Source organism: Pseudoalteromonas sp. EB27 (assembly GCF_001974875.1).
Classification (GTDB): Bacteria; Pseudomonadota; Gammaproteobacteria; order Enterobacterales; family Alteromonadaceae; genus Pseudoalteromonas.
Window position 1 is genome coordinate 76,452 of record NZ_MTQD01000011.1, and the last position, 23,205, is coordinate 99,656.

The window sequence follows — 23,205 nt, forward strand, 5'->3', positions numbered from 1 at the left end:
ATTAATTTTGTAACAAAACAAAAAATACAATGCTATTACCGTAATAGCATTTATCAATAAACATCCGGTGTAGAGTGCACTTATGTGCTTGAAAGCGTAATCCATTAGATTTTTTGGTGATAGCTTGTATATAAAATCAATACAAGCAGGCCCGCAATATACCTGAATTTTGTAATTAACTAAATAAAGAAACCCAACCCAAAATAACTATAGAAGTGATTAATACGCATCTACAAGTGTATTAATCACTTACTTAACTAGTATTATCGGCCACTAGTCTCAATACTTTTGTTATTTAGCTCATTAATGTCTTTAATGGTGTATCAACAACAATAAGGACACCTAATGAAGCTTAGTCGTATTATCAGTTTACCGATAACCGTTATTGCATTAATAATCAGTACAAGCACACTTGCCGATAACCAACGTCGTATTGATGTAGACAGCAAAGTTGTTACTCAACATAAAGCTAAAATCAACGGTCAACGTTTTAACTACACTGTTGCTACAGGTACACAACCTGTATGGGATGATAAAGGCGACGCGGTTGCTACACTGCAATACACCTACTACACCCGCGACAAAGTTGACGACAGAACAACCCGCCCGTTACTTATTTCATTTAATGGCGGGCCAGGTTCGGCTTCGGTATGGATGCACCTTGCTTATACTGGTCCTCGTGTATTAAAAATTGATGACGAAGGCTACCCTATTCAACCATACGGGGTAAAAGACAACCCTTATTCTGTACTTGATATTGCCGATATTGTTTATGTAAACCCTGTAAATACAGGCTATTCTCGCGTACTTGAAAACGAAAAAGGCGAACTTCCTTCTAAAGCAAAACAAAAAGAGCTATTTTTTGGTGTTAATGCTGATATTAAATACCTTGCTGAGTGGTTAAATACCTTTGTAAATAGAGCTGAGCGCTGGCGCTCACCTAAGTTTTTAATAGGTGAAAGCTACGGTACAACACGCGTGTCAGGTCTTGCTCATGAGCTTCAAAATAGTCAATGGATGTACATAAACGGTGTTGTACTAGTATCCCCTACTGATATTGGTATTAAACGCGATGGTCCGATTAAAGCCGCTAACCGCTTACCTTACTTTGCAGCCACTGCTTGGTATCACAAAGCACTTAAAGCCGATTTACAAGCTAAAGACCTAGACGAGTTATTGCCTGAAGTTGAAGAGTTTACTGTAAACGAGTTAATCCCAGCGCTTGCTAAGGGCGGCTTTATTAATGCTGAAGAAAAACGTCGAATTATTACAAAAATGGCGCACTACGCTGGCTTATCAGAAAAATTTGTTGAACAAAATAACTTAGATGTTCCAACTCAATTTTTCTGGAAAGAGCTACTGCGTGATCGCGGTCAAACTGTGGGGCGCTTAGATTCTCGTTATTTAGGAATGGATAAACGCGACGCGGGTGAATCCCCAGACTACTGGGCTGAACTTACCTCTTGGTTACACTCTTTCACTCCTGCAATTAATCACTACTTGCGTGAAGAGCTAAACTATAAAACGGATGTAAAATATAATTTATTTGGTAATGTTCAACCATGGGATAGAACCGGTAATAATACGGGCGAAAATCTACGTTTAGCTATGGCGCAAAACCCTTACTTAAACGTGATGATTCAATCAGGATACTTTGATGGTGCAACCAATTACTTTGACGCTAAATATACGTTATGGCAATTAGACCCAAGCGGTAAAATGAAAGACCGTTTGAGCTTTAAAGGCTACAGAAGTGGGCATATGATGTACCTTCGCCACGCTGACTTAGAAAGCTCTAACAACGATTTACGTGACTTTATAGAGCATGCTTTACCTAAGAAAGAACAAGCAGCTAAATACTAAAATATTTAAAACATAAAAAATGGCTCTTTAGGAGCCATTTTTTATGTGCGTCTTTCATATCGTAAACAATAGCTTTTAAGTTGTGTTACTACATCGTTAAAGCAGAACTCGAGGCTTTGCATTTCATTGTCATCAATAGATTCATTTTCTGCATGCGTTTCAATCTGCTGGCATATCTCAGCCAGTCTAATAGCCCCAACCGACTTTGAAGACGACTTTAAGGCATGGGCCTGAAAAGCTAAATCAACATAGTTTTTACTCTTAGCATACGCATTAGCTAATTTAATTTGCTCACCTGCCGTTTGTAAAAACGCATTAAACACCATGCAGTGCACAGTAGGATCATCACCAAGCATTGCTTTTAGCAGCGTAATATCGAGTTGATCAAAACTATCTGAAGCTATATTTTCACTATCAGATTTTTCGGAACATGTATTAACTATTGTTTGAGAGTGCTCCATTAATAGCGACTTTAACTTAACAAGCTCAATGGGTTTGGTTAAAAAGCCGTTCATTCCACAACTGTAACAATTATCTATATTGTTTTTGGTAATATTGGCAGTAATTGCAATTATGATCAGTTTATCAAAACGGGTGTTTTCGCGTATTTTTTTAGCTAACCCTAACCCATCGAGTAAAGGCATTTGAATATCGGTTAGTAAAATATCAAAGTGTTTATTTTGCAGAGTTTCCCAAGCTTGTTCGCCATTACTTACAAAAGTAGAACACACTCCAAGCATGGTTAATTGCTGTTTTAATACTTGCTGATTTGTAACCTGATCTTCTGCAACTAAAACCTCAAGCGTAGGAAGAGTTACTGTATCTAAGCTTTGCAGTGTTATTTGAGGAGATTGCACTTGTGCTGGCAAGTCAGCTTCATCAAAGCTGTTAAAGTTTAGTGTAAAACAAGAACCTTTGTGCTGCTCACTTTGCGCGCTTAAAGAACCCTGCATACGTTCTACCAGTTGCTTAGTTATCACTAAACCAATACCCGTGCCATTTACTTTACTGGTTTCAGCTCCTAAACGGTCAAAAGGTTTAAATAAGCGAGAAATATCATCTGGAGCAAATCCACATCCTGTATCTATTACATCTATTTCGCACTGTTTATTACTTAATACCCGGCAATTAATATTAATACTGCCGTTTGGTTTGTTGTATTTAATCGCATTTGAAAGCAAGTTAAGCATCACTTGTTTAAAGCGGCGCTGGTCAATATAAACCCTTAGCCCTTCTAAGGACTCAAACCCTTGTGTTTTCAACGTTATTGATTGTCCTTTAATAAGCTCAGTGACGAGCTCTACAGACTCCTCTAATACGCTTTTAATAGGCACATAAGAAAAACTAAACTGCATATTACCCGACTCAATAGCCGTTAAATCAAGTACATCGTCTATAAGTAATAGTAAATGTTCTCCAGCTTGATAAATGCTTTTCGCGTTTTCTTTTTGTACTTTGTTCGCACTTTCATCATATCCATACAGCTGGGCTAAGCCCAAAATTGCATTTAATGGGGTTCTTAATTCGTGGCTCATACTGGCCATAAAGTCTGATTTAGCTTTACTTGCCGACTCTGCTTGAATACGTAATATATTCAATTTTTGATGGTTATTAGCAACCTCATCAACCATGTTATTAAATGCACTTATTACGCTGCCTACTTCATTTTGTTGTTGCTTATCTATATGGCAATCAAAGTCACCTTTGGCTAAACGTGAAAACCCCAGTTTTAGCGTCCTCAAAGGCGATGTAACCCTGTAATCCACCAGCCAAGCTAAGCCAATAAAAACAATAACTAAAATAATAAATTGTATATATATTAGGGTGTAATGAAGTTTTGAAGATTCGTTTATTTCATTCGTAAAATTAACAACCAAGCTAATATTAGCCAGCGGTTTATCTAAAAACACCACCTGCTGAGATAACAGCATGTCACCGTTTTCATTTGCTCCAACCCAGTTTTCAAGCGGGTATAATTGGTTATTTGAATCCACATCAACAATTTTAATACTTTTCCAATTAGGGCGAGTTTGTAGTTGGCTGTCTATTTCTTCATACAGCTCTGCATACTGCCTAGTTAACAACGGAGTCGTTATAGAGGTCGATAACTGCGCTAAAGAACGCTGTGCAGCCTTTGAAAGCCCATCGTTTACCCAACGCGCTTGCTCAGGTAAGGCGTAAAACATAAAAAGACAGGCCATAAGCAAGCCACAAAGCAATACAACAATAAAGCTTTGTGCCCTTAGACTACGAAACCCTCTAATTTTCAACATAAAATGAGCGCAAGCCCCACTGAGTCAACTGCTGATACTCTGCTAAAGTTGCAATACTAGGTTTAATAATTGGGATACCTGCAAGTAAATGTTTATGCTCTGGGCTTTGCCCAATATCTAAAATAGCTTGTTGCACATTTAACTGTATTGCGGGATCAACCCTAGGGTGGGCTACAATTGGATGGCGACTAATTTCACGCGTTTTATAAAGAATTTTAAGCTTATTTTGTAAGCTTTCTGGTTGCTGTTTAAATGTGCCCATTACACCACCACCCGCCATTGTTGAATGCAGTGCTACATTTAAATATACCGATGGGTGGGTTTGGACATATACAGGCTTTATTGTAAGCCCGTATAACAGTGCTAAATCAGCTCTCATTAATAATGATGCCCCTAATGCATTAGGGGCAGGGAATGCTATTTCGGCGCCATCTAGCTGGCTTAAATTATCAATATTACTGTTTTTATTTACGAGCAAAATACCTTGCAGCTTTCGCCCTGCATCTTTTATTAGTGGCAAATATCCCTGTTTTTCGTACGCTACAACACTATGCCAAGGGTTCATGTACGCAAAGTCGTACTCGCCTTCAGCAAAGGCTTTTTCAAATACCGGAATAGACTCAACTGTAATTAGCTTTATTGATACCCCTGTTTGCTTACTTACTTGCTTTAACAAAGGTTGCCAAATAGCATTTAATTTTTGCGGCTCATATTGCGGCACTACACCAAAGGTATATTCTTGAGCCAATAAGAGTGAGCTGTGCATCAAACATAATATAGCCACTAAATACTTCATCAATTCTCCAAATAATAGCGTGTCATTATTGTTTAAGCGTAGTTAAAGACTACTCAACACACCATAAAATTATTATATATTCGATATTTAGCACTGACCTGCTTTGATTACAGGTAGTTTTGGAGTGTATTTTTATGTGTGAGCATATGAACTAAATTAATAAAGTTGTTGTAAGTACTTTTTAGGCAGACTTTGTTGCTTAGCCAAGTAGGGATTGATCCATGAGGCAAAGCTGGTTGGTATTTCGTTCATCTGCGCTTTTACTTCAAAAATATTATCACTGTGGCTTTGATAATACACACTTACGCCATTTTTGTTTTTATACAAATGCCATGTTGGCTCAGCGTAAGTGTTAAAAAATAACGGATAAGCACTTTTGTAACTGAATTTTATTACAAAAGCGCATCATTTATTTTTGCCAGTAAGGTTCTATGTCAAATGAAGCAAGGCGACTTTGCTCCATGGCACTCACCAAATATTCAGACTTTTGTTCAAGCCATGACTGGATTTTAGCAAGCTGTTCGTCTTCTTGCCCTGCACATAGCTGCTTTAAATATTCAAGCGTACTTAACTCATAAATACCATGAGAAATATCAAGCCAAGGCAATCTAAACTCTAGGCGTTCTTCTTTATCAAATAACGATCCTAAGCAGTTACCGCTCAGTAAACTATTTTCAAGTTGAGTGCGCAGGTTTAAATACGAAGCGACATCGAGTGTTTGTTCTTTAGGGAGTAATTCGTGCAGGTTTTTCCAGTCTTTATTAAAAAGCCTACTCGCAATCGACGACACGTTTTGCTCAGCCGCTTGAAGCTCTATTTGCCCCCAATCTTTACGCCACTGTTTATCAATTAACCACGTAGTTAACGACAGTAATAAACGATTATAACGCGCACTATGAAACAGTGCATTTATATCGTCAATGCTTGGCTGCAACTCTTTTAAATCACCAATGACTTGAGTAAGTGCTGGAGCAGCATTAATTTTTTTATAAAAAGCATGGCGTTTAGACGTGTACGTTTTTAATTGAATTGCGTTTTCTACCCACGCTAATTCACTTAATAACCATTTAAGCTCTGTACGTAAATGCTCTGTACTTTCTTTGGATACTATATCGTCATACAACCAAAAAGTATGGCGTATTAGGCTAATGCCATCAGTTACGCGTTTAAGCGTTTTTAAACTTGGCTTATCGAAATAGCATTGCTCGTGCTTTTGCACAAAGCGAATGCCAAAATTCATGGCTTCAACTAAAGCACGTTCTTGGGTAGTCGACTTTGGTAATTGAACAAAACCAATAGATTTGCTTGGTGTTAAAGGTTTTTCATCAGCAAGGCGATAACCACGCGCAGCCTTAGAGTATAATCCTAAACGGATACAGTTTTGGCTAACCAGTACATCTGCAAACGCAAACAACTCATTACGACTGCCCTCAACAAGCTCAATTTCAAGCTCGCTAATAATTTCAATTTTACCCGAAGCCGCAATTTCACCTTTATCGAGTACAACTTCAATTTTAGCGCCACTTTCGGTTTCAATTAACCAAGTACGACGAATAAAGTTAGTACTAAATATTGGATACAAGTTTTTTGAGATTGCGCTTATTTGCATGCCATGAGGCCAAATATCAGCATCAAACGCCATTAAATTAGGGCGACTTGATTCAATTGGTAAATTATACTCTGGACGTTGGTGTAAACCACCGACAACTTCACCTGCAAGCTTTATAGTTTGCTCGCATTCGCTATCAGAACAACGCGTTCTAAAGCCTATATCAAGCGCTCTAAGCTCTCGACTTGGCGTGTCGTAGTATGCATTTTGTAAGCTGCGTGACGGTTTATTCTTCACCGTTTTTGCAAATTGAGTAATTAACGAGGGGATCAGTGGAATAACGGCATCTGATACCAAAAATTTCAGTTCTATCTCAGTATCCATTCGGTTTGCGGATTACCTTTAAAATAAATAAGTGCTCAAAATAAACAAAGCACACTAACAATGCAAATTTTTTAGTCTTATTTCTCTTGTCATATCAGGGGCGAGTTACAATATCAGTCTTGCTATTGAGCTATATAATCCATACTATCTAGCTACTTATGTGAAATAAAATCACGTTCATAATGGACGCAGTTAGATCAACAAGGTAGATAAATGCTAAAACATTGTTTATTAGGGCTACTTTTGACAGCCACCACATTTATGAGTTATGCAGAAGAAGCAAAACCTGCAAATTCAACTGATGCAAACACCGCTTATATTATCGATAATTTATATACTTTTATGCGCTCTGGTGCGAGTAAGAATTATCGACTACTCGGCTCTGTAGATGCTGGAACAAAATTAACCTTGTTATCTGCTGAAGAAAACGGCTTTATAAAAATTAAAGATGATAAAGACCGTGAAGGTTGGATAGAAACTAAGTTTGTTACCAAAACGGCAGGCTTACACCAACAGTACAAAACACTAAGTAGCGAAATGAGCACTATGCAAGAAAACCTGCGCCAAGCTCAAATAGAACTTCCGCAGCTACAAGAGCAAAACCAAACTTTAACTGATCAAAACCTGCAGTTATCGGGCCAAATTACTAAGCTTAAAACGACGCTAGAACAAGAGCGCACCCAAAAAGAAGCTGCTAGCTCAAAAGAGAAGCGCCAGCTACTCACTTACGGTGGTGCTATTGCGTTTTTAGGCCTATTTTTAGGTATTATATTAACGATAGTGTTGTCGCGTCGTAAGCGCTACGAAGGTTGGGCATAACCCTCCTTTCTATTGAATACAAAAAAGCCGCTTTATAGCGGCTTTTTATTCTCTGTATTTTCATGCAGTTCGAGTTTTGGTGCACTCATACCTTTGAGTAACCGACCAAATATATCAGCGCCGGTAATAATGCGCTTCACATCACTCCACACTAACACCACATCGTGATCAATGGCCCCATCAAACGATTTATCTAAAGAATGACTAGCCCGTATTTTTAAAATAACTTCACTCAGGCGCATAGCTTCATCAGCAACAATAATAGGTCTATGACAATAATGATAAGGGTCGAACGACTCTGGTTCAAACAAGGCTGAACGTAAAAAGCCGTCAGCATCTACCACTAATAAAGGCCAACCGTCTTCATTGGTAATGATCACCCAGTTATAACCTGACTTATGTAGTTTTCGTAAAAACTCATTATCAGTCGTTAATGTAAGGTCTGGGAAAATAGGTAAATCAAGCTTAGTCGGCAAAGAAATAATAGAGTCTGGGTCAATTATCTCCCCTTCTTTGGTTACGCTTATTTCATCTAAACTAAAAAAGTTAAGTGCGCCAATTCCCTCAACGTGCTGAACATCAGCCTCTTCCGCTTCTATGTGTTTGCGAATAATACCTCTGAGCTCACTTTCAGCAAAGTACGTAATCCCTTCTTTACCTAGCCATGCATCGAGAATTAAAGCCGTTGGCTTAGCAACTATATAAAACAGAATTTGATAAAACTTAATGAGTGGTGAAAGTAGGCTCGCCATTTTAAGTGCATTACGCGAAAAATAAGCTTGCGGCGTAATTTCACCAATAATAGTAATCGCGATAGTTGAGAATAAAAACGAACTGGCGCCCATTAATACAGAATCAGAGAGTAGCGTAAGCAGTACGTTTATACCTACGTTACCCCATAAAATAGTCGATAATAAAAAGTTAGAGTCGTTTCGAAGTGCCATCACTTTTATGGCAGCTTCGTTCCCTTTTGTGCTTTCCATTTCGAGCTGGAGTCTGCTTAGCGAAAAAAACGCTAAGTTTAAGCCCGAAAATATTGCCGATTGTGAAATACACAAAGCAATTGCACACCAAATCATGACTTCAAAGGTCATTGTATTTTCCTGTAAGTAATACCAATCCGCTTAATTAAGCGAATTGGTATAAGGCTTATAAAAGCAGTAAACTGCCTAAACCTAAAAAGGTAACAAACCCAACAATATCAGTAACAGTAGTTAAAATTACCGAGCCAGATAACGCAGGATCAATTTTCATTTTGTCTAAAATAGACGGAATAACAACACCTGCTAGTGACGCCGCGACTAAATTCAATAAAATGGCTACCGTTATTGTAATGCTGAGCATTAAATCGTTAAACCATAAGAATGTAAGCAGACCTATTACAAACGCCCATACCAAGCCATTTACAGCGCCAACACGTAGCTCTTTTTTAAGTAACGCATTGCGGTTTGAATCTGTAACCTGTCCAAGCGCTAAACCACGCACAATAACGGTTAATGTTTGACTACCTGCAATCCCCCCCATAGAAGCAACAACTGGCATTAATACAGCTAGTGCTACAACCTGCTCTATAGTTGCGCCAAATAAACCGATGAACCAAGACGCTAAAAAGGCAGTAGCTAAGTTAATACCTAACCATATACCACGGTTTTTAGCACTTTTTCGAACACTTGCGAACAGGTCTTCGTCTTCACGTAAACCACCCGCTTTAGCGGCTGCTTCATCAGCAATTTCTTGGCGTAATTCATACGCTGAGGCAATGGTTAATCGCCCGAGTAATTTATTGTCTGCGTTAACCACTGGCAGTGCCATTTTTTCACTGTGGATCACCACTTCTGCCGCTTCATATAAATCATCATCAGCATGGAGCGATGAAAAGTCATGATTTGCCAATGTCATTAAGTTATCGGTGTCGCTGGCTTTTATTAAATCATTTACCGCAACCTCACCTATTAAGCTGCCCTTACGGCTTACTAAATAAATAACTTCACTGTATTGCGGTAAACCTTTATGTAGCAATTTTTTAGCGCCACCGGCGGTTAGCTTCTCTGATACTTTTAAAAAGTCAAAACCTAACCAGTGACCTAATTGTTCTGGCGGATATTGCTGCGCTAAATCATATTGTTTGGTTTGCGCTTCATCGAGTTGCCTTTTTGCATACTCAACAAATCGCTCTGGTATAACTTCTTCAAGTTCCAGTAACTCTTCTACATTCACTTCATCAAGAAGCTTAAAAGCCTCTGTGTCTTCTAGTGTTTGCAGTAACCACAGACAACTGTCTTCACTTAAATTAACAAAAATTTCGTGTTGCGTGTCTTCGTCAAGTAACTGCCAAATTTCAAGTCGCTGTTCTTTTGGTATCGCCTCAAAAAGTAATGACAGGTGCTCTGTAGAAAGCGTCAACTGCGCATCTGTTAATAATTTATTTTTACGTTCTGTTGTATCGCATTGCAATAAATCATTTATGAGTTGTGGAAGTTGGTCTACCGGATACTCAATCATCTTAAAACCTTAAATTTAAAAGCGTACATTACTCACAGTTTACTTGAACAATAAAAAATTGCAGAAAAAACGTGAACTTATTAAGCATGCGCATGCTATTTTTGCGCATTGTATGGGCAAACTAAATGCAGTACTAATATTTATTTTAAAAAATTAAAAAAACAGTAAAAGGAATTATTTTTAAGAGATTAAACGACAAGTAAGCAAACCAAAGGGATTACTTATAATAAAAAAATCCCATATTAGCCAGGCTAATATGGGCAAAATCACACAATGAATTAGGTGTTTTTAAATTGCGGTTTGTGCTTTAAATTAAAGTCTATCGGTAATATTTCGTACTAAATCAGAATCTACAAACTGAGTGATAAGTGCAGCGCCCCATGCATAGCCACGCTGTATTGGGTAACCTTTAAAAATCCAGCGTTTACGCACGTGATTAAAGCGCTCTAAATAGTCTTGCTTTTTTTGAGGCAGAGGTTGCTCGCCCAATTTATTCCATGCTTTATATACACCTGACATGTCAGACCCTCGCATAAAGCGTTGCAACCAGCGCGGAAAACGTGAAAAGCTAATAGTGGACTGAAAATCAATAAAATAAGGTTTACCGTCTGCGCCACATAAAATGTTACCCATATTACGCAAGTCTAAATGCACGATGCCTTTACGATGCATTTTCGCTACTTGACGCTCAAGCTCACTAAAAAAGCTTACTGGTAGCTTTTTGTTTTCATGAATTAAAACGCGCAGTGGCGTGCCTTCAATATAGTTATAAGCTACGGCTATCGGCGATAATCTACAAAAGCGGTTAGCGACGGCATCAAGCTCAGCTAAACGGCTCAATCCTTTATACTCTTGATTTACAGATAGTCGTGCAAATGTTTTGCGGATAAACCACGGGCTTTGGCTAAAGTCTTTAACAATTAAATCAAATTCATTATCTTTATATCGATACACAATCGCGTTAGCAAAACGCCCCTTATGGACAACACTTAAGTGATGTTGCATAAAAGTATGTTCTGGATATTGCTGCTGTAATTGTACTAACAAATTATTTTCAATCATAACAAACCTAACAAGATGATAACTTTAATTGCCTAGGCAACTATATTATCAAAGTTAGATTCTACGCACAATCAGATCAACTAATTAGCACGCTAACTTTCTGTTGAAACAGTATCGCTATTTTATTGATAATCTATTTTTGAGGCGATTCTGGCAGTGAATCAAGATTATTTATAGCTTTGAATAGTAAGTCGATTATTTGTTTTTTTTCTGGCTCTGAAAAACCATTTAATGCTTGCGCATAGACTTCGTTCACTACAGGCATTATTTCTGGACAAAGAGCTTTACCCTTTTCACTTAAACACAAAATGGTTGAGCGCTTATCAAGCTCGCATTGCGTTTTAATAATGAGTCCTTTTTCTTCAAGTCGGTTTAGTAAACGGCTCATAGCGCCACGATCATAAACCATATACTCGCAAAGTCCTGCAAGCGTATTAACCGACTCTCTCGCAAGTAGTACTACCACAATATATTGCGCTGAAGTTAAGTCCATAGGAAGTAACTTGGCATCAACATGAATGGCTAATCTCGAGCGTAAAAAAGACACTAGACGCCCCAAGTCTTGCTCTGGCGCTAACTCTTCGCGAGTACAACGTTTAATTGATGGCATGTTTTGCATGGTTATTCCACTGTATAGGTATATTTGCATGCTGATAGACCTTAACGCATACAAAAAATTCAATAATTTTTATAAAAACTAAGCAGCTAAAACTAAGCCACAAAAATAAAGCCGCAATCAGCGGCTTTATTTTATATAGTTTAAAATTTTGCTAAATTTTAAACTGACCAACAAGCTGGCCTAGGTTTTCACCACGCGCCGCTAAATGCTGACCAACAGTAGACGTGGTTTTACTTGAAATAGTTAACTCATTAACTATTTCTTTAATGGCAAATACATTACGATTTATTTCTTCTGTAACACTACTTTGCTCCAGGGCTGCCGTTGCAATTTGCGTACTCATGTCGTTAATTGATCTAACTGAGGTTGTTACCGCACCTAAACTTTCTGAAATAGCACGAGACGATTCAACCGAGCGATTACAACTACTTTGGCTTGCTTGCATTGCAGCTACGGCATCTGATACTAAATTATGTAACTCACTTAACATCTCACTGATCTCTAGTGTGCTAACTTGAGTACGACTTGCTAGGCTTCTTACTTCATCGGCAACAACAGCAAATCCTCGGCCTTGCTCACCTGCTCGTGCAGCTTCTATCGCAGCATTTAGTGCAAGTAAGTTTGTTTGCTCGGCAATTCCACCAATTACGCTTAGTACACTATTAATCTTTTTAGATTGATCACTGAGTGAATCAACTTGTTCAGCGGCTAGGTTTATCTCGCCCATTAGGTTGGACACCTCACTGAGTGAAATATCAACACACTCTTGAGCCTTAGCAACTTCTTGCGTTGCCGTTTGGGTTGATTCTGCCACTTGATTCGTATTTTGGGCCACCTCATGAGAAGTAGCTGACATTTCGGTAATTGCCGTCGCAACTAGGTCTGTTTCATGGTTGTGATTAAGTAGCTTGTCTTCAATTAATCGTGTTTGTGTATTTATATCACTAGAGGCTATTTTTACATCGTGTGTTACATCAACCACATTGGCAATTATACCGTGAAGCTTACTTACAAACATATTAAATGCTTCGCCAAGTTGGCCTATTTCATCGTTAGTATCAATATCTAAACGTTTGGTTAAATCGCCCTCACCCTTTGCAATATCGTCAAGGCTTTGCGCCATGCGTTGTATTGGTTTTACCATTGTATTTGCAGCAACTAACGCACATATAATTGTTAACACAACCCAAAACAAAGCAATTAGCAACAAGGTCATTACCTTATCATTCATGTGCTCTTGCATTGCCGTTTGGTATTTAAGTAGTTCAGCGTCTATATCATCCATATATGCGCCAGTACCAATCATCCAATTTGTTCCTGGGATCATTGCTGCGTAGCCCATCTTTTCAACTAAGCCTGTGGTATTTGGTTTTTGAAAATGATAGTTAAAAGCGCCGCCGCCATTTCGAGCCTGTTCTAGTAAACCCACTATGATTTTTTTACCGTTAGGGTCAGTCATTCCTATTTTATTTTGCCCTTCAATAGCATCACCTAATAGTGCATGAAAAACACTAACGCCATTTGTGTCGTATATAAAAAAGTAACCGCCTTGACCAAACGTTAAGTCTCTTAAAGCGTTTTTAGCATCTTGCTCAGAGCCATTTGCTATTTGATAGCGCACAATTTTACTGGCAATTTCCACCTCGGTGCTTAGCAACGTTTGTTTGTCACTTATTAGTTTAGTTTGAAATGCTTCAAAATTTTGTTGCTGATTTTTATTCTCTAAATAATAAGAGCTCAGCATCAAGCTAATCAAAAGTAGCATTAAGGGCAATATAGCTAATAACAACAGTTTGTTTTTTAAGCTTAAATTACTCATTTTTTCTCCGGGTAAATAAAGACGTAGATGCAGCAACAACTAAAACCTAGCAAAAACAATATAGTTTGCAGTTTTACTTATTTGCCCAAAAATAACTTCACTCATTTATATCGCTTTTAACTTATATAAGAAAAGCATAAATAAAAACAGGTAGGACCAAGTTTGTAAGAGGTCAGCTTAGCCACATTATAGTCCCAACTCGACCTTTTAGACACCAATAGCACAGAGACCTTAGTCTTAATCAAAAAATAATTTACCCAACATTTGTCCGTTATTTAAAACACTATCTATTGAATAGTATTCATGTAGGTTTACTGCCTGTATTTTAGGTTAATTTGTAGCAAGTTAGAGTATTTAGCAAGTGAGTATAAATATTGACCACAAGGTAAAATCAATATGTAGAGATTAATTTTTCATTAACATATAATAATCCTATCCTCCTAAGACCAAATAACCAGATAGATTAAAACATATTGTTTTGAGCCACTGTTATGAATTAATAAAAATGAATTACTAATGAAATATATTTTATACCTCGTGCTTTTAATCTCTAGTCAAGTATTTGCAAAGCCTGTAAATAATAGTATTGCATTTTACTATTCGTACCCGATGCCTCTAGCCGAAATGACTTTTTATTCTCGCGTTGTAGTTCAGCCCGAACACGTCACTGATCACGAACTTAATTGGTTTAAACAACGTAATATTGCTGTTTATGCTTATTTAAGTGTTGGCGAGTCCTTTAATAAAAATAAGTCATCACTTAGTATAAACCCCAACTGGGATAGTCATATTGCCGATTTAGCATCAGCACATTGGCAACAACATATTAAAAGTAGCGCTGCGGCATTAAAAGCACGCGGCTTTAATGGCTTATTTTTAGATACCCTAGATAGCTATCAGCTATTAGATGCTAAACACAGTAAACCAGATCAACAAACTGGGTTAGTCACCATAATAAGTTCACTCTCTGAGACTTTTGATAAGCACCTTATCCTCAACCGGGGCTTTGAGCTATTGCCTAAACTCACTAATTTAGCCAACGACTTAGTTGCAGAGGGTTTGTATAGCCACTTCAACCCTAACGACAATAGCTATACACTGACTAACAAAAACGACCAAAATTGGCTAAGCGCACAATTAAAAAAAGCACAAAACTTAGGCCTCAACGTCCAAATTATTGATTATGCAAAGCCCGATAACCGCCTCGCTATGGCACAAAAGATTATAGACGCAGGTTTTAATCCATGGGTGACAGATGGCCACTTGCAAACATGGGGTACATCATCAATAAAACCGGTGCCTAGGCGAATATTAATTCCTTATAATAGCGATATTTCACCATTAGTTAAAAAATCTGTTCATTCAAAGCTTGCTACAATCATAGAATACTTAGGGTATATTCCTGATTATGTAGACATTGCTAAAGAAAGGTTACCTAGAATAGATCCGAGTTTACATGCCGGCATTATTTCTTGGACTACTAGTAATATATTTTATAGTACTGAGATTATTAAATGGCTAGAAGAAGGTTTAGAAATAGTACCGGAACTAATATTAGGGGAATTACCTCAATCAAATAAATTACTAGCTAGTTTAGGCGTAGAAAATATAAATGTTGCGCAAGCTGGACCTTATAAAGTTGAATACTTTGCCGATTGGCTAAAAGGTGAAACTACAAAAGCACCTGTAATAATCCGACCAAACTTCCTTAAATTAACCTCAGACGCCACAGCGTTAATTAGCATTACTTCAGCAAACGGCAGAACACTAGCGCAAGGAAGTAAGACTAAACTGGGTGGCATAATAGTAGCCCCTTGGCTAATTGATAATTTACCACTGGAAGGCAGTAAATGGGTGATCGACCCTAAGAAATTGTTAAAGAAAGTACTAAATTTACCCACAATATTAGCTCCTGATACAACGACTCTAAGCGGAAGGCGTATGTTAACTTTGCATATAGATGGCGATGGATTTAGTAGCGTTGCGCACTTCAAAGGTAAGCCATACAACTCAGAGGTAATTCGCGATGAGGTAATAAAAAGGTACAAATTGCCATTAACCTCCTCCATAATACAAGCAGACATAGAGCCTAACGGCTTACATTCAAAACAAAGTGAAGAACTTGAGCAAGTTGCAAGAGATATATTTGAACTACCTTATGTAGAGGTTGCATCGCACACATATAGCCACCCTTACTTTTGGAAAGTGCTATCAGGAATACAAAACATAGATGAAGATGATACAAAATACGGACTTAATTTAAATATTCCTGGGTATCTCTCTGTCGATTTAGAAAAAGAAATTTCAGGGTCAATTCAATATATTAATGAACGACTGACGCCAAAGAATAAAAAAACAGTATTAATTCTATGGTCAGGCGATGCAGTTCCAGGACCAAAGGCTTTAGCCATAGCAAGAAAAGCTGGCGTGCTCAACGTGAATGGTGGTAATACTTCAGTAAAAGCTGATAACCCAACACTTACAAATGTATCGCCAATTGGACGACCTGAAGGTGACTTGTTATACCAAATTTATGCACCCATCATTAACGAGAACGTATATACCAACTTGTGGCATGGGCCTTATTATGGTTTTAAGCGCCTAATCGAAACATTTGAAATTACAGAAAAACCATACAGATTAAAACCCTATAGTATTTACTTTCATTTTTATTCTGGTGAACTACCTGCTGGACTTGATGCCCTGAAATATAATATAGACTACGTACTTGCAAGACCGAATACGCCAGTACATTTAAGCCAGTATGCAAAAATAGCTAAAGACTTTTATTTTTCAGCTCTTGCTAAAAACAGCAATAACGAATGGTTATTTAGCTCTCAAAGCATTCGAACATTACGTATTCCCAATGATTTTGATGTTCCTAATGTAGCTCAAAGTTCAGGAATATCTGGCGTCACTCAAAAGGGTGATTACATTCATATAACTGATGATTTAGCAAAGCTTAGCTTTGAGCACAGCCAAGAAAACAATGTACCGTATTTAGCTTCAGCTAATGTCTCCATGGATAATTGGCAAGTGAATGGAGCTGTCAGTTTTAAAGCATGGGTGCCTGCTAAAATTGATTTAGTTAATGGCCGTTCTTGTGAGTTTGTTTCTAATGATGGCAAGCGCTTTAAAGGTAAATCAAATGCTGATATCACACAGTTTAGTCTGCCAAAAGGTCAATTCTATGGTTACTTAAAATGTAAAAGGGCTGCTTGATGGTGAGTAATAAAAAACTAAGCTCTTATTATAAGTAACATATTGATACATTCTTTTATCGTTTTCTAAGTATAGGTTTGTAGGTTGCTCTTAATAACTCGAGTGGCAAACCTATGGGTTTTATTGTGGTGAGTAAATCAAACCAGCATGTTATTATACCCCTTAAGTATATGGTTGAATTAACATGTAGAAATTAATCTTCCATTAACATATAATAACCCTATATTACTAATACCAAATAGCTAGATAAATTGGAACGCATTACTTTGAGCCACAGTTATAAATTAATTGAAATGAATTACTAATGAAATATTTTTTATACCTAGTGCTTTTAATTTCTAGTCAAGTATTTGCAAAGCCTGTAAATAATAGTATCGCTTTTTACTACTCAGCGCCGATGCCATTAGCCGAAATGACCTTTTATTCTCGCGTTGTAGTTCAGCCCGAATTAGTCACTGAGCACGAACTTAATTGGTTTAAACAGCGTAATATTGCTGTCTATGCTTATTTAAGTGTTGGTGAGTCGTTTATTGAAAGTAAGTCTTCACTCGCAGTTAACCCTAACTGGAATAGCCATATTGCCGATTTGGCATCAGCACATTGGCAACAACATATTAAAAGTAGCGCTGTGGCATTAAAAGCACGCGGCTTTAGCGGCTTATTTTTAGATACCCTAGATAGCTATCAGCTATTAGATGCTACACACAGTAAACCCGATCAACAAGCTGGGTTAGTCACCATAATAAGCTCACTATCTGAGACTTTTGATAAGCACCTTATCCTCAATCGGGGATTTGAGTTATTGCCTAAACTCGCTAATTTAGCAAGTGACTTAGTTGCTGAGGGTTTGTATAGCCACTTCAATCCAACCGACAATAGCTATAAAGTGACCAACAAAAACGACCAAGATTGGCTAAGCGCACAATTAAAAACAGCACAAAGTTTAGGCCTCAACGTCCAAGTTATTGATTATGCAAAGCCCGGTAATCGCCTTACTATGGCACAAAATATTATAGACGCAGGTTTCAATCCGTGGGTGACCGACGGTCACTTGCAAACGTGGGGCACATCATCAATTATGCCGATCCCTAGGCGCATTTTAATCCCTTATAACAGTAACGTAAAACCACTCATATACACTACCGTACACTTAAAGCTTGCGACCATGATTGAGTATTTGGGGTACATACCTGATTACATAGATATGGCAAAACGCGACTTACCTTTGGTTGACCCTAGCTTACATGCCGGTATTATTTCGTGGACCTCAAGCGATGCATTTTACACCCCAGCACTTACCAATTGGCTTGAAGCTAATTTAGGTGTTGTGCCAGAACTTATTTTAGGCGAGTTACCACAGTCAACTAAATTACTATTTAACATGGGTATTGAGGCGTTAAACACACTACCTGAAGGTCCATATAAACAAGATAGCTTTGCACCTTGGCTCAAAGGAGAATCCACAACACCTCCCCCTATCGTTAAACCATATTTACTAAAATTAGCAACTAATGCGACTCCTTTAATTACAATAAAATCAGCTGATAACACGATAATTGTACAAGCGGCTAAAACTAAATATGGTGCAGTCGTGGTTGCTCCTTGGCTAATTGATACATTTCCGATGGAGGGCAGCAAATGGGTTATTGATCCACGTACATTACTAACTCAGGCTATGGAACTACCACCTATATTAGTGCCAGATACAACCACCGAAAGCGGTAGGCGAATGCTTACGCTGCATATAGATGGAGATGGATTTACAAGTGTTGCCCACTATGCGGGTAGGCCTTATTCAGCAGAAGTAATTCGAGATGAAATAATTAAACACTACAAACTACCGTTAACGTCCTCAGTGATCCAAGCTGACATTGAAGAAGGCGGTATTCACTCTAAACAAAGTGCCAAACTCGAAGACATTGCGCGTAGTATTTTTAAGCTGCCTTACGTAGAAGTTGCTTCACACACCTATAGCCACCCCTATTTTTGGACTGCTCTATCTGGGCGAAAAAAAATAGATGAAGACGACACTGATTACGGTTTTCATCTAGATGTACCTGGCTACAACACCATCAGCCTTAAAAAAGAAATTACAGATTCGATAAAATATATTGATGAAAAACTCACACCTAAAAATAAAAAAACAGTGATGATGTTATGGTCAGGCGATGCAACACCTGGTCCTAAAGCGCTTGAACTGGCTCGTGATGCTGGTGTGCTAAACGTAAATGGCGGCAACACTGATGTAAATTCCGATAACCCTAGCCTTACACATATATCACCTATTGGCCGCCCTGAAAGAGATTTGCTGTATCAAATTTATGCCCCCATATTAAATGAAAATGTTTACACTAACTTATGGCATGGCCCTTATTATGGCTTTAGACGCTTAACTGAAACTTTCGAAATTACAGAAAAGCCATATAGGTTAAAACCTTACACTATTTATTATCACTTTTATTCAGGTGAAGTTCTTGCGGGACTAGACGCTCTTAAACACAATATAGATTATGTTTTAGCAAGACCAAATACACCTGTGCATTTAAGCCATTATGCAAAAGTAGCAAAGGATTTTTACTTTTCTGCACTTGCAAAAAACAGTAATAATGAATGGTTATTTAGCTCAAAGTACATTCATACTTTGCGAATACCTACCGATTTTGATGTGCCAAACATAGCTCAAAGTGAAGGTGTATCCGGTGTAACTGAAAAAGGTGACTACATACATATTATAAATAACATAGCTCGCCTTAGCTTTGATCATAGCCAAAATAGTAAAAAACCTTATTTAGCGTCTGCAAATGTTGTTATTAATAACTGGCAAGTTAACGGGCCTGTTAGTTTTAAAGCGTGGGTACCTGCTTCGCTTGATTTAATGAATGCACGCTCTTGTGAGTTTGTATCTGGTTTGGGTGAGCGCTTTAAAGGTATTAACCGAGGCAAATTAACACATTTCAAAATACCTGCAGGTGATTTTTATGGTTACCTTAACTGCGACGGAGCCGCACTATAATGAATACTACAAAGCGCCCTCAGTTAATTTCAGTAAAAACAATATTAGCGATATTAGCCGTAAGTTGTTTTGCACTTTATGCATTATTTCCACATACCTTATTTTTTGAAGATGATGCACTTTCACAAGACTATACCTTTGAGAAGTCTTACCTTAATGCAGCGCTCAATACAGAGCCCGACAACGAAAAGCTACGCGCAAAATTAGTTGAGCTACATATAGGGCTTAGTGAGTATTCACAAGCTACTAACGAGCTTGAAAAGCTACCTAGAGGTGAGCGCAAAGCAACACTTGAAATAAAGCTGCTCTACTCATTATGGCTAGCAAGCGGTGCTAAAGTTGACGACCGCTTTGAAGAGTTATCTTTAAAAATTGGTGCTCATAAAAACTGGAACGAACAAATATTAACTATTGCAAAAGCAGTTGGGTTAAATGCAAAAGTTGCTCAGTACTATCAAAAAAATAAACAGCCTCTCCTTGCAGCCGATTACTGGTTAAGCGCAGGCGAACCAGACAAAGCATTCGCTATTTATAAAACAAATATAAATGCTGATTTTGCAGCTAAAGCGATTGAAACTGCACTTGGTGCAAATCACCCGATACAAGCTTATGCATGGTGGAAAACCTATGGCGACCAAGCCAATATTAAACGCACACTTTATTTGGCTAACTTAGCAGGCAATACGGAAGATGCAGCTCAAGCCATTGAAAGTTTATTAAAAGCTGAGCCAAATAACACAGAGTACTTAACACAAGCGATGCACCTGCGTTTGGCAAATGCAAATGCAAAAGGGGCAGAGCAATTACTCGCAAAGTTATTACTACAAAGCCCAGCTGACAAAGAGCTACATTTATTAAATTGGAAGATAAAGCGCTGGCAAAACAAGCCTGAAGAAGCACTTCGAGAGTTTAAATGGCTAATGTCTAACAAAGCTGTAACTCCTGCGATGCTTACCGATAGTATTAACGATGCCACCGCTTTATATTTATACCAAGACGCTAATGATATATACGAATATAAAGCCCAAAATAGAAATCTAAAAGGTAATGGCTTTGCTAATTGGATGCAAGCTAACGAATTTATTGGTAACACAAAGCAAGAATTAAATAATATTGAACGCTTTGAGCAAATAAATGGTAAAAGTGCATTATCACAATATTGGAAAGCAAAAGTACTTCACGATACTGGTAATTTAAAAGCATTAAGGGCTTTGTGGCCTACATATAAAGGGCCTAAAAATGAAGAAGATTTACTTTGGATTGCCCGCGCATTTTGGCTAGAAGATGACTTTTCTACAGCTCTGCAAGTACTAAAAAATAAACATGAAAGTTCTGACGATGAATTTTGGAGCGCCAATATTGACATGGCAATGCGAGTTAAGGACAAAGCTCATGAGCTATATGCATTAGAGAAGTTACAAAAAATAAGTCCTTTGAGCGTAGGCGACATGCTGCACTACCAACAACTGCGCTTTGAAGGTCGGCCTCAGGAGCTTCTTGATTATTTATGGAAAAGCGACTCGCAAACTGACCGTCAATTGATTCAAATTGCATTATTAAGCACACAAGTAAATGATGCTAAATCAGTTGCACGTATTCATGCTGAACTTGATAAACAACGATATAATAAAGCTCTCTATCCTGCTTGGTTAATTCTTTCTAATTGGTATCAAAACCAAAGTGATTTAAATTCAGCTTATACAACTTTAAACCGCGCCGCTAAATTAAGTGAATATGACTCTGATGTTGTGCTGGCACAAGGTTGGTTAGCGCTGCAAATGCACGACACCGTGATGATCAGCCGCATTTTAGCTCGCTATTCTCAAAGCGACCCTTCCTATGCGTGGACCCAGCTATTAGCAAGCTTATCTATTCACGAAAAGTCATATAACAGTGCTTACTTTTATTTGCGTAAATTAGCCATTGCAGATCCAAGCGATTTAACAACACTGGTTAACTTAGCCGATGTAATGAAGCAACTTGGTTATTATGCAAATGCTGCTGAACTTAATCACTATTTACTGCAACACTTACCTAAAGATAAATATGCATACAGAGGCTTAATGTTCCGCTGGGCGGGCGCGATGGCTGTTCCTCATTTAATGCAATTAAACACAATGGAAGAACTTGCCCCCGACACTATTGGTGAGCCCCAAACAAACTGGTGGTTAGCGCGCAGGGCTGCACAAAAATTAGAGCCATGGCAAAAACTACAACTTTATATGACCAACGGCGAATTTAATAAAGCGAAACAACTATTAGCAGAAGGCTCACTAAGCAAATTAGATGAACTAAACGCCCTACTCTATCTAAAGCAGCCATACGCAACAATGCAGCGTTGGTATGAAGAACTGACTGGTGAGCTTGACGAATCACAATTGAGCTTACTTAGAAATGCACGTGCATCCTACTTTAGGGCGCTTGAAATTAACCTATCGCCAGAGGCTGGTTTAAACAGTAGCCAGTACGATGTAAACGTTTATTTTCCTTATGCTAATGGGCAATGGAAATTAAGTTTAAGTAATCAGCAAAATCTTGATAACAACGGATTACTGTTTGCGATAGAAGATAAAATGACATTTGGTCGTTGGTATTTTGATGCAAAAATAGATTCTCACCAAGGCAGCTTAGTTAGCCGCCAAGGTCTTAGCTTAGACTCTCGTTATCAATGGGATTCGCGTACACAGATAGGTTTAAAGCTTGAATATAATGTTGAAAACCGCCAATCAGAAGCGCTACTTAGTTATGCTCAACTAGATAAAGCCACGGCCTATGTTAACTACAACATTGATGGTAGACAAAACGTACAACTATCAGCAGCAGCGATGTCTTTTTCTCGAAGAGACGATGGCAGCTCACTCATTAATGGCCAAGAATATAATGCACGTTACCAGTACAGCATTTTAAAAGATCGCCCAATTTGGAACGCTTATTTTAGTGCACAATGGCAAGACTTTGAACGTGTAAATGCATTAATAAATACAGACACAAGACCTCTAAGAGTTGACCTTCAACCATTTAGGCGCTTTGCACTAGGTACCTCATTTGCCTCAACGGGTTCGTTAGAGCCGCCTTATTTAGGCGCAAACCCTTCATGGCTATTCGATATAAGTACTGGCTATCAAACACTTAACGATACAGTAGATGTATCTGTTTCGAGTGGCGCAGGTTGGTCTGTACTAGGCGATGATTTATTTAAATTACAGCTGGGTTACCAAAGTAGTAATAAAGTGGGTAACTCAGATACACAATTACAATTAGGTTATTACGTACATTTTTAATGT

The 23,205-nt window shown here is 38.1% G+C and carries 14 protein-coding genes; 5 read left to right on the forward strand and 9 right to left on the reverse strand.

The features are described 5' to 3' along the window. Positions 1-345 precede the first annotated feature (345 nt). Positions 346-1,863 (forward strand): carboxypeptidase, encoded by a 1,518-nt coding sequence (locus BW142_RS13345; RefSeq protein WP_076925162.1) that lies wholly within the window; start codon positions 346-348, stop codon positions 1,861-1,863. Positions 1,864-1,904: 41 nt separating this feature from the next. Here BW142_RS13345 and BW142_RS13350 read toward each other — a convergent pair whose 3' ends face one another. The 4 genes from BW142_RS13350 to BW142_RS13360 all read right to left on the reverse strand — a co-directional run bounded on the left by BW142_RS13350 (position 1,905) and on the right by BW142_RS13360 (position 6,865). Next, complete coding sequence (locus BW142_RS13350) at positions 1,905-4,136, reverse strand: ATP-binding protein (RefSeq protein WP_076925163.1); 2,232 nt, start codon at positions 4,134-4,136, stop codon at positions 1,905-1,907. After that, complete coding sequence (locus BW142_RS13355; RefSeq protein ID WP_076925164.1) at positions 4,123-4,932, reverse strand: phosphate/phosphite/phosphonate ABC transporter substrate-binding protein; 810 nt, start codon at positions 4,930-4,932, stop codon at positions 4,123-4,125. The genes BW142_RS13350 and BW142_RS13355 overlap by 14 nt, the downstream gene beginning before the upstream one ends. A 156-nt stretch (positions 4,933-5,088) precedes the next feature. After that, the gene (locus BW142_RS20850) at positions 5,089-5,232 is read right to left on the reverse strand and encodes a hypothetical protein (protein ID WP_253188821.1); all 144 of its coding nucleotides are present in this window, start codon (positions 5,230-5,232) and stop codon (positions 5,089-5,091) included. Positions 5,233-5,341: 109 nt separating this feature from the next. Then, entirely contained in the window at positions 5,342-6,865 is a 1,524-nt protein-coding gene (locus BW142_RS13360) for a CYTH and CHAD domain-containing protein (protein ID WP_007584831.1), read from the reverse strand. Positions 6,866-7,078: 213 nt separating this feature from the next. Between BW142_RS13360 and BW142_RS13365 the strand changes: the two genes are divergently transcribed. Continuing rightward, on the forward strand, positions 7,079-7,684 hold the full coding sequence (locus tag BW142_RS13365) for a TIGR04211 family SH3 domain-containing protein (RefSeq protein WP_076925165.1): 606 nt from the start codon (positions 7,079-7,081) through the stop codon (positions 7,682-7,684). 32 nt (positions 7,685-7,716) lie between these two features. Here the strand turns inward: BW142_RS13365 and BW142_RS13370 are convergent, their stop codons facing one another. From BW142_RS13370 to BW142_RS13390, 5 genes are all read right to left on the reverse strand, one after another. Next, a complete protein-coding gene (locus BW142_RS13370; protein WP_076925166.1) occupies positions 7,717-8,778 on the reverse strand; it encodes a CNNM domain-containing protein in 1,062 nt (353 codons plus the stop codon). Between the two features lie 55 nt (positions 8,779-8,833). Beyond that, positions 8,834-10,186 (reverse strand): magnesium transporter, encoded by a 1,353-nt coding sequence (locus tag BW142_RS13375; RefSeq protein ID WP_076925167.1) that lies wholly within the window; start codon positions 10,184-10,186, stop codon positions 8,834-8,836. A gap of 312 nt (positions 10,187-10,498) precedes the next feature. Continuing rightward, positions 10,499-11,248, reverse strand: coding sequence for a serine/threonine protein kinase (locus BW142_RS13380; RefSeq protein WP_076925168.1), 750 nt, complete (start codon positions 11,246-11,248; stop codon positions 10,499-10,501). Between the two features lie 133 nt (positions 11,249-11,381). After that, positions 11,382-11,897, reverse strand: coding sequence for a MarR family transcriptional regulator (locus BW142_RS13385; protein WP_253188822.1), 516 nt, complete (start codon positions 11,895-11,897; stop codon positions 11,382-11,384). A 121-nt stretch (positions 11,898-12,018) separates the two neighbouring features. After that, positions 12,019-13,686, reverse strand: a complete 1,668-nt coding sequence (locus BW142_RS13390) for a methyl-accepting chemotaxis protein (protein WP_076925170.1) — start codon at positions 13,684-13,686, stop codon at positions 12,019-12,021. Between the two features lie 516 nt (positions 13,687-14,202). Between BW142_RS13390 and BW142_RS13395 the strand changes: the two genes are divergently transcribed. The 3 genes from BW142_RS13395 (at position 14,203) to BW142_RS13405 (ending at position 23,202) form a co-directional block, all read left to right on the forward strand. After that, positions 14,203-16,908, forward strand: coding sequence for an endo alpha-1,4 polygalactosaminidase (locus BW142_RS13395; RefSeq protein ID WP_076925171.1), 2,706 nt, complete (start codon positions 14,203-14,205; stop codon positions 16,906-16,908). Positions 16,909-17,212: 304 nt separating this feature from the next. Continuing rightward, positions 17,213-19,921 carry an endo alpha-1,4 polygalactosaminidase gene (locus BW142_RS13400; protein WP_076925172.1) on the forward strand — a complete coding sequence of 903 codons (2,709 nt, stop codon included), beginning with the start codon at positions 17,213-17,215 and terminating at the stop codon, positions 19,919-19,921. Continuing rightward, the gene (locus BW142_RS13405; protein ID WP_076925173.1) at positions 19,921-23,202 is read left to right on the forward strand and encodes a tetratricopeptide repeat protein; all 3,282 of its coding nucleotides are present in this window, start codon (positions 19,921-19,923) and stop codon (positions 23,200-23,202) included. The genes BW142_RS13400 and BW142_RS13405 overlap by 1 nt, the downstream gene beginning before the upstream one ends. Positions 23,203-23,205 lie beyond the last annotated feature (3 nt).